The organism is Vibrio coralliilyticus (genome assembly GCF_024449095.1).
GTDB classification, from domain to species: Bacteria; Pseudomonadota; Gammaproteobacteria; order Enterobacterales; family Vibrionaceae; genus Vibrio; species Vibrio coralliilyticus_A.
In genome coordinates this window covers 392,076-406,628 of record NZ_CP024628.1, presented here as the reverse complement: position 1 = coordinate 406,628, position 14,553 = coordinate 392,076, and the positions used below count along the sequence as shown (strand labels likewise).

The following is a 14,553-nucleotide window of genomic DNA, read 5'->3' as shown; positions in this document are numbered from 1 at the left end:
CTCGCCCCGTTACTTCGCTGTCAGTGTATCGTATTTCGCTTGTGCCATTTTGATCGCTTCTTTTTGTGTCATCTGACCAAGCAACACTGAATTCAATGCTTCGTTAATTGGAGTCATCCATGCCGTGCCGTAATTTCCAAATGCGAATGGCTCTACATTTCCTTCAAGAGCACCATCAAACACTTGTTTTGCAAGTTCATTTTCTGCTTTCTGCTGTGCGAAGAACTCTGATTTACCAAGAGCTTCACGACTTGGCAAAGCAAGGCCTGAATCCAATACCCATTCCTGCGCTTTCTGGCTCGTCAAAATTTCTACCGCTTTTTGCGTTGCTTCGACGTTCTTACCATCTGCGTTAACGCCCCAAGCGACAGTGAACAATAAGTTTCCGCGTTCACCACTTACTGGATCTTTTGGCATCAAGGTCGTGCCGTAAGGCAGGTTCGGTGCCTTATCGCGTAAGTAGCCACTGATCCAGTTACCTTCTAACGCAATAGCCGTTTCTTCGGTACCGAAACAACCACCACCCCAACCCTGACCAAGGTCCGTTGCCAGAATACCCACTTTGTCTTCTGTTACTAATCCAGTGTAGAAGTTAAATGCACGTTCGAAGTTTTCATCCAAAATGGTTTTGCCTTCTTCATTGAATGGCTTCCAACCAGTTGAGAGTGCAAAAGGCGCAAAACGGGCATAATCAGGCATGACACAAATGCCTGATACCTCATCCGCTAAAGCATCTTTCACATCAAGAAGTTTTTTACGTAAGTCTTCCCATGAATCTTTATTCGTTGGATAAGCAACTTCCGCATCATCAAAGATGTCTTTGTTGTATTGCAGTGCAATGGTGTTGAAATCTTTAGCGACGCCGTACTGCTTACCTTCGAGAGTAAACGCGGAGTTTAGGCTTGGAATAATGTTAGTACTGACTTTGTCCAGTTGTGGCGCATTAACAGCAACCTTACCCGAGCCAACTAACGCGTTGGCCATTACAACATCGATGTAGAAAGCATCTGGCGCGGTTCCTGCGGAAAGAGAGTTAGTGATGAACTGAGAGAAATCACCTTCCACAGCTTGATACTTAACAGTAAGCCCTGCTTTCTTAAAATCTTCGGTCAGAACTTCGTTCACTAACTTGTTCAGAACCACAACATCGTTACCACCCCATCCGGCGATGGTCACTTCTGTATTTGCGACTACTTTTGCAGAAAGGCCAGCAGCAAGTAGGGATACTGCTAATATTGTTTTTTTCATCGTGCCCTCAAATCTCGTTTCTTTAAATCTGAGAGTATTATGCGCATTTTACGTAAGCGCTTACGTTAAGTTGATCACATTACGCTTTCATGACGTTTAAGAATAAAAAAAGCATGACTTAAGTCATGCTTTTTGAGTGTTCTGTTAATTATTTGATCTATTTTTACGTCGTTTTACCCAATTTTAAGCCTACAGGAACGATAGAACCTACAGGTTGCTCTCGCAAAATCGCTTGTTCTAGCATGCTCGCTACGCGTTCAGCAATTTTATCCGTATCTTGAACAACGGTTGTCAGCTCCTTCGATATCCCCGGTAACCCGTCGTAACCAACTACGGAAAAATCTTCAGGAATCGAGTAACCACGGTCTTTTAATGCCGCAATCACGCCCAAAGCGGTTTCATCACACTCACATACAAAACCTTGATAGCCTTCAAGCTGTTTACGTTCCATTTGCGTAAAGAAGCGATACGCCGCGATTTCTCCCAACGGTTCTGCACCAGTCCGTAGCTCTCTGACAGGTAAAGCGTTGCTTGCCATGACGGACATGTAACCTTGATGTCTAAACTGATAACCATCGCCATAAGTGGTTGGTGTGACGAAGCAAATATCGGTCAGACCTTTATCTACAAGGTGTTGTGTCGCTTCTCGACCACCATTGAAGTCATCAGGTGCAACCCAAAACGAACCTTCACTCATCCCAATACAAACGAAGGGTAATTCCATTTTCTTACACGCTTCAATTCTCGGATCGTCATTGGTGATACCAAGGAGCACCGCTCCGCCAATCTGTTCAAGCTCCACTTCACCAAAGCTGACTGGTAATAGATTCCGACCTGAATTACGAATAGCAGCCGACAATGATGGCCAAAGCATTCCAAGGTAACGAGACGCGTAAAAGTCATGTGGTCCCAGAGAAATAGCAATTGTATTCTTGTGGCTACCGGTAAGTTCTCGCGCCGAGGTACTAGGGACGTAACCCAACTCTTTACATATCTCGAGTATTTTCTTTCTCGTTTTCTCGCTGATTCCGGGTTTGTTATTCAAGGCTCTACTAACAGAAGCTATTGATACACCAGCGATTTTCGCCGCTTCATGTATCGTAGCTTTCTTGAGCTCTGCATCTGTTTTTGGTGCACTCACGGCGCTCTCCCACCATAAAACGTAAACTTTACGTTCATTATCTTCGCGCAAGAGAAAATTTCAAGCTTAATTTACGTAAAGAAACTTGCCGGCAAATAAATGGTCGACAACAAGTTTGTAATGAAGGATGAATAAACTCATCAAGGCGTTGCTAGCGGGACAATCAAGTGTTGACAACAAAAGTAAGATTAGTTGTAAATGTTATATTTTGCTTCACTTAAAAAAGTATGAACCATAAGCATATGAATTATAAAATAAATCCACCAAAATCATTCATTAAACCACCCAATAAAAAATCTATTTAGCGTCGTTACTTTTGGTTATTACTATTTAAGTAAAACGTTAACACTCTGCACTTATTCTCAGGTTCATCTTTTACTGAGGATACAAGGCTATGCAATTACCTACACCTTTGACTTCACTGTTCAATAAACGATCTTTGGTTACCCTATCACTCATGGGTATCCTTGTTGGCTGTGATGAAGACGTTATTGTTGAACAAGAAACTCGTGATCTCGACATTCCCCCACGAGCAACCAACTTCAACCTGACGATTGGTATGGATTTCGATAACCCACCCACCGGCTCGAAAGTAGACCCTCAAAATGTGGGGAAAAAATACCCTGTTAATATTGAGGAACTAGGATCTCTACCAAGTGTCACTTCCTTCGATGGTTCATTGGCTAAGTCATTTACAGAGCTCAACAGCCTTCGCTTTTCCGATTTGAGAGCATCAGAACATAGAACCGTCAGCTTTTGGTTCAAACTCGAAGAAGACCAGCCGGAACAAGCAGTCTTATCTCTAATGAACGGTTCTCATGGCGAAGCAAGAAGTCGAGAGCCGGTTTTGTTACTGAATACTCAAAACGACACATTAGAGTTATGGCGCAAATACGAAGGCACGCAAATTCCAGATACCCAACTCCCCACCCAACTTCTTTCCGGCGTTAAAGTGCCTCGTGGGGAGTGGGTTCATATCACGATGGCGAGTAATCAAAACTCAACCCACCTTTACCTCAATGGGAACCGCGTCGCAACAGGTGCACCAATTTCACTCGCATCGATGCATCTCGCTTTCGGAGCGAGCCCGGGCTATGACAGTCACTTGGAAGACATACCTTCTGCTAATATGGCGATGGATAACATCCGCGTGTATTCGCAAAGTATGGGGGCACGATATATCAACGCACTCTATCACTATGATTTAGGCGAAAGACACACATTACCGACTAACAACCCCGTTCCGTCAACGGGAACGACTGGAGTAACCACGACAGATACTCGCCTGCAGTGGTCACATCCTGACGAGTTTAAAGCCGAGCAAGACATGACCTATACTGTGTTGATTTCTGATCGTGCAGACTTCTCAAATGTGCTTTATCAAAAGACAACAACTGACAAAGAAATCCAGACGAGTGGTTTGTTACCAGATACCCAGTACTTCTGGCGTGTTGACGTTGAGTCATCTTCCAGCACAATCACCGGAGACACTTGGCAATTCACCACGGAAGCTGCGCATCAGAATCCAGATGAGCTCACAACTATGGCATACAACATATGGCATGCCGGCTCTGCGCCAGACCCTCTGCGTAGCCAAGAATATGTTTATGAGCAAATCATCCACTCCGGTGCCGATGTTATTTTTATGCAAGAAGCCTATGGCTATCAGGAGGCACTGGCTAACCGTCTAGGGTTTGAATATCGAACATCCGCTTCAGATGGTAATCTGGCCATTTTCAGTCGCTACCCGATAGAGAAAGAGTTAGGCGATTGTACTAGTCACATTTGTGGCGTGCGAATTGATATGGGTAATGGTAAACAAGTAGACACTTATTCTATCTGGCTAACATCAAGTGATGACATCGTCAATTTACTCCCAGATCCTTCATATACAAACGAAGAGCTCATCTCCAAAGACGATGCAGCCAGAGCACAGCCACTCAACAATATTCTGACCCAAATAGAAGCTGACTCTGAGCCGACTATTCCTGTCATTATTGGTGGTGACTTTAATACCTTGTCCTATGTCGATACCACTGAAGAAACCAATATCTTTGGTCGCGGTAATATCGACTTGCCGACCTTGAGAGTCGCGGATAGTCACAACTACGTTGACAGTTATCGCCAAATTAACCCAGATGTACTGAATAAGAAATGCATTACTTGGACGCCTTTCTTCAAAGGGAATTCAGGCGCAGGAAGGATCGATTTTATTCTGTATAAGGGAGAGGGCTTGAACGCTGAAGAAAGTTACTGCCTCCTAGATGATGGTCACAGCGAGATGCACCCATCAGATCATGGCGCTGTTGTCACCCAATTTTCTATTGATTAAGGTCCGCTATCCCGAATGAAAGCTGGCTTCAATGCCAGCTTTCATTTGGACAGGTAACTTGAACGTCTTCACTAGTCAGAGACTAATGCGTCCCACCAATCATAGAGGTATAAAGCTAGATAAATGGGTACCAAGGCCCAAAGTAATGGATCATCGTATATGTTTTCCGTAGTACCAATTGCCGTTACAGCTAACATCATCAACTCCGAAATACCGATGAAAAGCAATGCTTTAGTTATATGAGCAAGAAAACGATGCGCTTTCTGCTGGATATTGGTTTTCTGATATGTGGCTTCGAATACCCCCACAATAGCCGCTGCCATCAATAACCCCACTACCGCCAAAATGGAAGCTTGGTTGCTTTTATCCATGTCTTGCATTGCTTCAAACGTCATCTCAAACAACATAGGCACAGCAAACATTAAGATTAATGCTTGTTTAACAGCTACTTCGGCCAAAAATATCGGGGATTTCAACACTCTACTCCTTCATACTAAAACGCGTGCTCTTTCCAGCACGGCATGGTGGTTTATTCATCAATACTGTAGACGATTTGACCGTTTAGCATCGTCATCCAAATATCGGTCTGTTTGATTTTCTCCGCAGATAATTTGGTAATATCGCGCGACAAAATGGCAAAATCTGCGGCCTTCCCCACTTCAATTGACCCTGTCACATCATCGATACCTAAGCTCACTGCTGCATTGATGGTATAAGCGTCTATGGCATCTTCAACACTTGGCAGGCCTGTTTTTCCCATGATAAGGCTATTGCCAATCCCTACAAGCGGGTTGATATCATGCACATTCCAGTCACTGCTTAAGGAGACGTTAGCACCTGTATCGAAAATGGCTTTCAGGTTCATCAATGCACGTGTACGCTTGGCTCCAAGAAACGCTTCTGCCCATTGATGATCATGATAAGCAACGTAATCTGAACCGACTTGAAAATCCGCAGTCACATTCAGTTTAGCAAAACGTTCTACATCTTTAGAGTTCACCAACTCAACGTGTGTCAGTGTGTAATCCTTTGCACCGCCTTGCTGACGCATCGCTTCAATCGCATTGAGTGATTCACGAATCGCACCATCACCTATCGCATGGATGTGGGCACCATAGCCAATCTTATCCAATGCTTTGAGCCACTCTTCCATCGCCTCAGGTGGGATGTAGTTGATGCCATAAGGCTCATCTGGGATGTAAGTATCCAGATAAGGATCAAGCGTCTTGGCTGATCCATTAACCAGAATGCCATCACTGTACATTTTAACCTGATCCACCAGTAGAAGCCGAGATTTGTCTGTGGTCAGTACCTTGGATAAAAAAGCGAGTTGCGACTGCATTGAGTCCGTCGGGTAAATCCAAGGCCTCAGGGAAATACGTGCCGTCAGGTCACCCCGCTTTTCGGCTTCCTTCCATACTTCGTACCAGCCACGTTTCCAGTAAAGTCGCCCATCACCTATGGTGGTGATTCCATGTCTTCGGGCCTCATCCAAGCCTGCCATCATACCTTCATAGCTTTGATCAAACTGCTCTTCAAGGCTGTTCCAAGCTATTTCCATCACAATATCACCGGCGTTATCAAGCAGGATGCCATTGAGCTCACCTGTGCCTTCATCTTTCAGGATCTTACCTCCCTGTGGATCTGGTGAATGCTTATTGATTCCTGCGATGCTCAAGGCGACGGAATTGACCCACATCGAGTGGGATGTTTGCTCCATAATAATCACAGGTTGATCTGGGAAAACCGAATCAATCACCTCTAGTGGTGTACGTTTATTCTCTTCTGCCAGCAAAGCTTCTATAGAAAAACCATAGCCCATGACCCACTCGCCTCGACGAGCATCTTTACGACACGCTTTGAGGTAAGAAATTTGCGCTTCAAGGCCTGCATCCATGCCCAGCTCACACTGACCTCCCGCTTCTGAAGCCGCCTCAAACACATGGTTATGGTTGTCGATAAATCCTGGTACAACAAAGCCGCCGTCCAAATCTATGGTTTCAGTCGCTGAGCTCTGTAAACTATTCATGTCTTCTTGTGAGCCGACATAGAGAATTTTCCCATTGGCGATAGCAATCGAGTCTGCTGAAGGGTAACCGTAAATACTCGCATTGGTTAACACCCTATCTGCAGAGCTGGCTACGCAAACACGAGCAGTCATAGTTAAACTCGCAACTAGTATCAGAGTGACAGCACATTTCATTAGTTTGGATTCCTTGTTATTCATCCCTCACGCACCACAGTATAGGGCTAGACTCACTTTACAGCCTAACAAGTCATTGGAATGTATGAAGAATGGTCATTATCCGATTTAACAAAAGCCGTGCCTTCGTGCCAACTTGTGCTGCAAGAAATACAATCAGATATGCTCATCAAGATTATGCATCTTCCGTCTAGGTCACTACCCTGTGATGAGATACTCTACGGTGGTTGACTTCAATTACATTGCATCATATTCACGGAGGAATGCATGTCAGATTACAGCGCCACCATTCGCTGGCAGCGAGCTGAACATGAAACGTTCAGCGATAACCAATACAGTCGTGGACACCAGTGGCAATTTGACGGCGGCGTGAGTGTCCCTGCTTCGGCTTCCCCTCATGTGGTTCCATTACCTTATGCGGTCGAGGAAAACGTTGACCCAGAAGAAGCATTTATTGCCGCTATTTCAAGCTGTCACATGCTGACTTTTCTAGGGATTGCCGCTAAGCGCCGTTACGTCATCGACTCTTATGTTGATGAAGCCATAGGCATTATGGAAGAAGATGACAAAGGTCGAACTTCGGTAACAAAAGTAACCCTCAGACCTAACATCATATTTTCTGGTAGCAAGCAACCTGATTATGCCCAGTTAGAGAAGATGCATCACCTTGCCCACCAACACTGTTTCATCGCCAACTCAGTGAAAACAGAAATCGTAACAGAGATTCTTACTGCCTAAATCATTAATAGTTCGGGCTAAGAATTAAGGCCGGCAGAGATCCCGTGATTGGCGTAATCATGCTAAACTCGCGCCAAACACAGGATTTCCCTGCTTCACTATTCAAATTCAGAGTGTATAGATGCCATTCTCTAAGCTCGGCTTAAGCCAACCAATTATTCACGCTATCCAACAACTGGGTTACGACAAACCAACGTCGATTCAGACCAAAGCGATTCCTGTGATTTTACGCGGTGACGATCTCATTGCAGCCGCGCAAACAGGTACAGGTAAAACCGCCAGTTTTGTACTGCCAATGCTGGAAAAACTCAGCCAAGGTGAGACTCAACGTAAGAAACGTATTCGTGGCCTGATTTTGACTCCGACTCGTGAACTGGCCGTTCAGGTGGAAAAGAAGGTTCGTGACTACGGACAACACCTTGCTCTGAAATCATTGGCAATGTACGGTGGTGTAGATGAGCAAAGCCAAAAACAAGATCTGATTGAAGGCGTTGATATTCTGGTTGCAACACCCGGCCGACTGATTGACATGTACGGTAAACGTGCAGTGCATTTTGAAGAAGTAGAAATGTTGGTGTTAGATGAAGCTGACCGAATGCTTGATATGGGCTTCATTGATGATATCAACAAGATCCTTGATCGCCTGCCGACAGATATTCAGCATCTGCTGTTTTCTGCCACTCTCTCGAATAAAGTTCGCGACCTAGCGAAAACAGCCGTCCATAACCCATATGAAATCTCGATTGCCGCTAACCAAGCATCCAAAAAGAACATAGAGCAATGGTTAATTACGGTTGATAAAGATAAGAAGTCCGCGCTTTTGAGTCACTTGATTAAAGAAAACAACTGGGATCAAGCATTGATCTTTATCGAAACGAAACATGGCGCCGCCAAACTCGCTCAGCAGTTAGAAAAGCGCGGTATTGAAGCCGAAGCCTTTCACAGTGGCCGCAGCCAAGCCGTGCGATCAAAGCTACTAGAAGACTTTAAGGCTGGAAAAATCCAATACATGATCGCGACTGGGGTGGGCGCACGTGGTATTGATATTGAAGGTCTAACTCGAGTCATTAACTATGACTTGCCCTTCCCAGCGGATGAGTATGTACATCGCATTGGTCGTACTGGCCGTGCAGATGCGAAAGGGGAAGCGATATCTTTTGTTTCCAAAGACAACTTCAAAAATTTGTGCATGATAGAAAGCCGCCTTGGTCACTTGATTGAACGCCGAGAAGTAGAAGGATTTGAGCCTCGTAAACCCGTGCCTATTTCTATTCTAAATTACGTACCTAAGCACAAGCGTCAAGACAAGGATGCCCAATGAACGCACCAACTAAAATTACTTTCTTTGAGTTTCTAACTCCGCTGATTACTTCTGGTAAAAAGACGATTACCATTCGTGACGAATCGGAGTCTCACTATGTGCCAGGCACTCAGGTTGAAGTGTTCACTTTGGAGAAAGATGAAAAGGTGTGCGAGATAAAAATCCTTGCTGTCGAGCCGCTTGAGTTCAATGACATTAACGAATTTCATGCAGAGCAAGAAGCGATTGAACTGCCCAAGCTTAAACAACTGATTCGTGAGATCTACCCAAGTACAGACGATCTGTTTTTGATCACTTATGAACTGGTGAATGCATAAGCAGTGCAGCACTCGCCCGGCATAACCGGGCGTTATCCGACTCTACCAGCCAAACAAAGAGACCAACTTACTTTACTCTCATGTTTTCGAAATAGTCATAAATGAGTGCTTCGTAGCGTCCGTCTTGCTTCATATTGAATAAGACTTGATCAAAACGCTTCAGTAATTCGCCGTGGTTGCGACCTTTGGAAAAGGCAATATAGCTGGGTGTCGCTTCAATAGGAGGCGATAAAATCTCAATATCATTATCTAAACCTTCACGAACAAGAATACTACGCGCACCAAACTCATTATTTACCCATATATCTGCGCGTTTCGTCCGGACGAGATGAGCGCACTCTTCCGTGCTGTTTCTTTGGAAAATAAGCCGAAAGCCCCCCTTCGCGATCTTTTCATCCATACGTTTGCCATAACTCACGCCATTGACGACACAAAGAGCAATTTTGGATACATCCCCAGCTAAAACTTCTGTAGGTTTGTAATCACTTCCTTTGAGAGCCATGAGACTGATATTTTGAACGAAGAGCACATTTTCCGAAAAATCTGCAAATTTTTCCCGCTCGGGATTTTTGAACGCAGTAAAGATACCATCAGCACGGCCGCGTTTAACCAAGGTTAGTGCTCTCGCCCAAGGTAACACCGTGATCTTCACTGGCGTTTCTAACTGATGAAAGACATATCTTACGAGCTCTACAGCAACGCCTGAGACTTGCTGTCCTTGCATTTCTATATAGGGCGGATACTCAAGCGTCACTAAGTCAATGGACTTTGCAGCACAAGGTTTCAGTGCTGCTAGAGCAAGCATCATTATACCTAAGCGTAACCCTTTCATCCTGAATCCCTTATATAAATCAACAACCTAATGGAAAAGTTTTATAAAACCAAAGAGCAATAACACAATTGCATATAGTCAGAGAACTTCTACACTTACTTATTGTTAATAGTAATCTCTCTGTTGAGTATCGTTTGACTTTTTACGTAAAAATCCATCTTTATAGCCGTTAGTATGGGGACCTTATGATTCGCTCTTCTCTTAATCGCTTTCAATACTTCCCTGTTGTGGCACTGACCCTTTCTTTACTTGTTGGTGGCTACTATTACGATAAGACACTAGACAATTGGGTCACAAATATTGTCAGTACCTACATGTCAAACATCATTGATGACGTCTCACATCAAATTCAAGACAAGAACCTTGATCTCTATGATATGAGTCAACCTGAAATAGATAGCTTCCTTGATACACTTTCACAATCTAGCTTTGAGCAACGATTCACCATCATACACAGTTCAGGGGAAGTACTGGGCGACTCCCAATTGAATAACCGAGAGATAGCTCGGCTTGACGATCACAGTCGCCGACAAGAGTTTGTTTCCGCCTTATCTGGTGAAATAGGCATATCCAAACGGTTTAGCCAATCCTTAAACCAAGAATTACTTTATGTAGCTAAAAAGCTTGAACTCCCTGAAGACGGCCATGGTCACGACTCAACATATATTCTTCGTCTCGCGATGCCCATGACTTCAGTCTACGCCATGTCGGCTGATTTGAAGTTTATCGAACACGTCTTAATGGCGTGTTCGGTATTAATTCTTGTTATTTCAACTTGGGTCAGCCATCGTAAATTATTCCGGATGGTTCAAGCGGAAAGGGATCAGCAGGAATATCGTATTCAGAAAAGCACTCAGGAAATTGAACTGCTCCACCAATTAGCCAACATGCTAGCGGCCTGCAATACAGTGAAAGAGGCACAAATTGTGGTGGCAGACATCATTCCCAGAGTATTAGGTAACGTGAATGGCTGTGTCTCCATCATGCGCGACTCTCGCAACCAGTTGGAAGTCAAACTCGACTGGGGAGGCGAATGGCCCGCAAGTAAGCTATACGCCCCTAACGACTGCTGGGCACTGCGAAAAGGGAAATATCATTTATCGAAAGAGAAGCATCATAACCTCTCATGCAACCACATGAACCAGGCCTCGACCGATGGGCTCACTCTTTGTATCCCTCTTACCGCTCATGGTAACACAGTGGGCATGTTTCACTTGTATTTTGATGACCAAACTGGAGAGATATCTGAAGATATCAAGCAGCTTTCGTTTACCATCGCAGAGCACCTTGGTTTGGCACTGGCGAACTTAAGCCTACAAGAGAAGCTTCGTTCACAAGCGATGCGGGATCCTTTAACAGGCCTATTCAATCGCCGTTATTTTGAAGAAATTTTTGAGAAAGAGTGGGCAAAAGCCGCACAAGACAACAGCCCTATATCACTTCTGATGTTGGATTTAGATCATTTCAAACGCTTTAATGATAACTTCGGCCATGATGCAGGGGATTACGTATTAAAAGAAGTGGCCAATCTATTGAAACGAGAAATAGGCGACGAACACGTCGCCTGCCGCCTTGGCGGTGAAGAACTGGCGGTGATCTGCCCAAGTAGCTCAGTAGATGAGTCAATGGAGCTCGCCAATCACATTGTCGACTCCGTTAGAGATCTGCACTTAGACATGAAAGGATTATCATTAGGGCAACTCGGTGTTTCCATCGGGGTGACGACTTTCCCTGAGCTTAACACTTCGACTACTGAGCTCATTAAAGCCGCAGATACCGCTTTGTATCAAGCCAAAAATAATGGCCGAAGCCAGGCCGTACATACTCAGTCAAAATCCTACCTAAAGCAACAAAACAAGGATTCTCATTCAGACAGCCCAGATGTCTTACCACTGAAACTTTAGCCACTTAGCGTGCGAGTCGTTCAACCCACTCTTTGATAGAGTCAGTTAAACGGTTCGCATTTATGGCCAAACCAAACAAGTCAAGTCAAGTCACTACAACACTAGACGACTGGTCTAATTTATTCTATATTGCACGCTATGAATGAAAGAACACACGACACTCGCCAACATATTCTCAATGTGGGTTACGAATTAGTGGTAAACAAGGGCTTCACAGCAGTGGGTTTATCTGAGTTGCTCAAGACCGCAGATGTACCGAAAGGATCCTTCTATCACTATTTCAAGTCCAAAGAGCAATTTGGTGAAGCGCTTATTGAAAATTATTTTACGAGCTACTTAGCGCGTATTAATGACATTTTTACTGCTGATACAGGCAATGGTTATCAGCGTTTAATGGGGTACTTCTCACGCTGGTTAGACGTAGAAAATGGTGTCTGTAATGCCAATCGATGCCTTGTGGTCAAGCTCAGTGCCGAAGTTTCTGATCTATCTGAGCCTATGCGTATCAAGCTAGCGAATGGCGCAGGAGCAGTCATTGCCTCCATCGCGAGCTGCATAGAGGCTGGTATTAAAGATCAGTCTATTCAAACTGTGGATGCACATTTGGTTGCGGCTCAGCTTTACCAACAATGGCTTGGCGCAAGCCTTCTCAACAAACTGGTTCAGGATCAATCACATCTTGAACGTAGCTTAGAGACCACTCAGTCTCTACTTAGCACTTAAGTTACCTATTCCCGTTTGGCTAAACCAACGGGAATTTTTTGAAATTACAACTAGACGACTGGTCTAATAATAGGAAACACAATGACTAACAACGTAAACCGACGCATCGTTCTTGCTTCACGCCCTAAAGGAGCACCAACTGCTGAAAACTTCCGTTTAGAAGAAACCCAAAAGCCCGTCCCTGCTCAAGGTGAGCTACTACTACGAAGTGTGTATCTGTCTCTCGACCCATACATGCGTGGGCGTATGAGTGATGCCAAATCCTATGCCGACCCTGTTGCGATTGATGACGTGATGGTCGGTGGCACAGTGTGCCAAGTTAAAGCCTCAAACCATCCTGATTATTCAGTTGGGGAATGGGTACTGGCTTTCGCTGGCTGGCAAGATTACGCGATTTCAGACGGTGAAGGGCTAATTAAAATGGGCATGAACCCAACTCACCCCTCCTATGCGCTCGGCGTGATGGGCATGCCAGGCTTTACCGCATATATGGGTTTACTGGATATTGGCCAACCCAAATCAGGTGAGACTTTGGTGGTTGCCGCAGCGACAGGTGCTGTCGGTTCGATGGTTGGTCAAATCGGCAAACTGAAAGGTTGCCGTGTGATTGGTGTAGCCGGTGGTGAAGAAAAATGCCGATATGCCAAACAACAATTAGGCTTCGACGAATGTATCGACCACAAGGCAGATGATTTTGCCGAGCAATTAGCCAAAGTCTGTGACCAAGGTATCGACATCTACTTTGAAAACGTCGGTGGTAAAGTCTTCGACGCCGTCATGCCACTACTCAATACCAGCGCTCGAATCCCACTTTGCGGTCTGATTTCTCAATACAATGCGACGGCACTGCCTGAGGGGCCTGACCGAATGTCCCTACTCATGTCACAACTTCTTATCAAGCGTATCAAAATGCAGGGCTTTATCATTTTTGATGACTACGCTCATCGTTATGAAGAGTTCGCCACTGACATGAGCCAGTGGTTAGCAGAAGGAAAAATCCACTATCGCGAACATCTAATCGAAGGCTTTGACAAAGCACCACAAGCCTTTATCGGCCTGCTAGAAGGCGAGAACTTTGGCAAGCTGGTGGTAAAAACCAACAACCCACTGTAACCGGAGACCAACATGATTAAATTACATCATCTCAATCAATCACGCTCTAAACGCATTATTTGGCTGTTGGAAGAACTGGGAGTTAACTATGAAGTCGTACCTTATCATCGCGATAGCGTGACTTTTCTCGCCCCGCCAGAGCTAAAGGCTATTCATCCACTTGGTAAATCTCCGGTGATTGAAGAAGACGGGCATGTCATTACCGAGTCTGGAGCCATTACTGAGTACCTGATCGGCAAATACGCTGCAGACAGGCTCGCACCGCCTAAAGGCTCAAGTGAACACCTAGATTATTTACAATGGTTGCATTTTGCAGAAAGCTCTGCGGCACTGCCATTACTGTTAAAGACGTTCATCGCGAAGGATGGCGCTCAGATGAACTTCCTGCCTGATTATGCGGAGATCGAGCTACACAAGGTTATGAGTTACGTTGACCAACGCTTGGAGAATAAGCGTTATCTGGTTGCAGATAAGTTGACTGGAGCCGATATCATGATGTCCTTCATTGTCGATATTCTCACCAAGTTTGGGCTACTGGAACGCTACCCCAATATTATTCGCTACGCTTCTCAGATCAAAACTCACGACAGCTGGAATAAAGCCGAACAGCTAGAAGTTAAATTCGGTTAACTTTTCTATAATGGGCTGCTTGCTCTAGGACAGCCCTTGTTATTACTCGCT

13 protein-coding genes are annotated in these 14,553 nt (G+C 44.8%); 8 read left to right on the top strand and 5 right to left on the bottom strand.

Annotated features, from left to right (window positions below; translation table 11 throughout):
• Positions 1-9: 9 nt before the first annotated feature.
• Both CTT30_RS17420 and CTT30_RS17415 read right to left on the bottom strand, forming a co-directional pair.
• Positions 10-1,248: a type 2 periplasmic-binding domain-containing protein gene (locus CTT30_RS17420; RefSeq protein WP_252037287.1), complete on the bottom strand. Its 1,239-nt coding sequence runs from the start codon at positions 1,246-1,248 to the stop codon at positions 10-12.
• 163 nt (positions 1,249-1,411) lie between these two features.
• Positions 1,412-2,389 carry a LacI family DNA-binding transcriptional regulator gene (locus CTT30_RS17415; protein WP_239864453.1) on the bottom strand — a complete coding sequence of 326 codons (978 nt, stop codon included), beginning with the start codon at positions 2,387-2,389 and terminating at the stop codon, positions 1,412-1,414.
• Positions 2,390-2,783: 394 nt separating this feature from the next.
• On the opposite strand from CTT30_RS17415, the gene CTT30_RS17410 reads away from it, so the two are divergent.
• The gene (locus CTT30_RS17410) at positions 2,784-4,721 is read left to right on the top strand and encodes an endonuclease/exonuclease/phosphatase family protein (protein WP_252037286.1); all 1,938 of its coding nucleotides are present in this window, start codon (positions 2,784-2,786) and stop codon (positions 4,719-4,721) included.
• Between the two features lie 71 nt (positions 4,722-4,792).
• Here CTT30_RS17410 and CTT30_RS17405 read toward each other — a convergent pair whose 3' ends face one another.
• The gene (locus tag CTT30_RS17405; RefSeq protein WP_252037285.1) at positions 4,793-5,200 is read right to left on the bottom strand and encodes a hypothetical protein; all 408 of its coding nucleotides are present in this window, start codon (positions 5,198-5,200) and stop codon (positions 4,793-4,795) included.
• Between the two features lie 50 nt (positions 5,201-5,250).
• Positions 5,251-6,924, bottom strand: coding sequence for an amidohydrolase (locus tag CTT30_RS17400; protein WP_252037284.1), 1,674 nt, complete (start codon positions 6,922-6,924; stop codon positions 5,251-5,253).
• A 267-nt stretch (positions 6,925-7,191) separates the two neighbouring features.
• Here CTT30_RS17400 and CTT30_RS17395 point away from each other — a divergent pair, with 267 nt between their 5' ends.
• The 3 genes from CTT30_RS17395 to yqfB all read left to right on the top strand — a co-directional run bounded on the left by CTT30_RS17395 (position 7,192) and on the right by yqfB (position 9,300).
• Positions 7,192-7,662: an OsmC family protein gene (locus tag CTT30_RS17395; protein WP_239864460.1), complete on the top strand. Its 471-nt coding sequence runs from the start codon at positions 7,192-7,194 to the stop codon at positions 7,660-7,662.
• Positions 7,663-7,783: 121 nt separating this feature from the next.
• A complete protein-coding gene (locus CTT30_RS17390) occupies positions 7,784-8,983 on the top strand; it encodes a DEAD/DEAH box helicase (RefSeq protein ID WP_252037283.1) in 1,200 nt (399 codons plus the stop codon).
• The gene (gene yqfB / locus CTT30_RS17385) at positions 8,980-9,300 is read left to right on the top strand and encodes a N(4)-acetylcytidine aminohydrolase (protein ID WP_239836061.1); all 321 of its coding nucleotides are present in this window, start codon (positions 8,980-8,982) and stop codon (positions 9,298-9,300) included. The genes CTT30_RS17390 and yqfB overlap by 4 nt, the downstream gene beginning before the upstream one ends.
• Positions 9,301-9,367: 67 nt before the next feature.
• Here the strand turns inward: yqfB and CTT30_RS17380 are convergent, their stop codons facing one another.
• The gene (locus tag CTT30_RS17380) at positions 9,368-10,132 is read right to left on the bottom strand and encodes a substrate-binding periplasmic protein (protein ID WP_252037282.1); all 765 of its coding nucleotides are present in this window, start codon (positions 10,130-10,132) and stop codon (positions 9,368-9,370) included.
• A gap of 185 nt (positions 10,133-10,317) precedes the next feature.
• Here CTT30_RS17380 and CTT30_RS17375 point away from each other — a divergent pair, with 185 nt between their 5' ends.
• From CTT30_RS17375 to CTT30_RS17360, 4 genes are all read left to right on the top strand, one after another.
• A complete protein-coding gene (locus CTT30_RS17375) occupies positions 10,318-12,036 on the top strand; it encodes a sensor domain-containing diguanylate cyclase (protein WP_252037281.1) in 1,719 nt (572 codons plus the stop codon).
• A 138-nt stretch (positions 12,037-12,174) separates the two neighbouring features.
• Positions 12,175-12,759, top strand: coding sequence for a TetR/AcrR family transcriptional regulator (locus CTT30_RS17370; protein ID WP_252037280.1), 585 nt, complete (start codon positions 12,175-12,177; stop codon positions 12,757-12,759).
• An 81-nt stretch (positions 12,760-12,840) separates the two neighbouring features.
• The gene (gene curA / locus CTT30_RS17365; RefSeq protein ID WP_252037279.1) at positions 12,841-13,872 is read left to right on the top strand and encodes an NADPH-dependent curcumin/dihydrocurcumin reductase; all 1,032 of its coding nucleotides are present in this window, start codon (positions 12,841-12,843) and stop codon (positions 13,870-13,872) included.
• Between the two features lie 12 nt (positions 13,873-13,884).
• The gene (locus tag CTT30_RS17360) at positions 13,885-14,502 is read left to right on the top strand and encodes a glutathione S-transferase family protein (protein ID WP_252037278.1); all 618 of its coding nucleotides are present in this window, start codon (positions 13,885-13,887) and stop codon (positions 14,500-14,502) included.
• Positions 14,503-14,553: the final 51 nt, after the last annotated feature.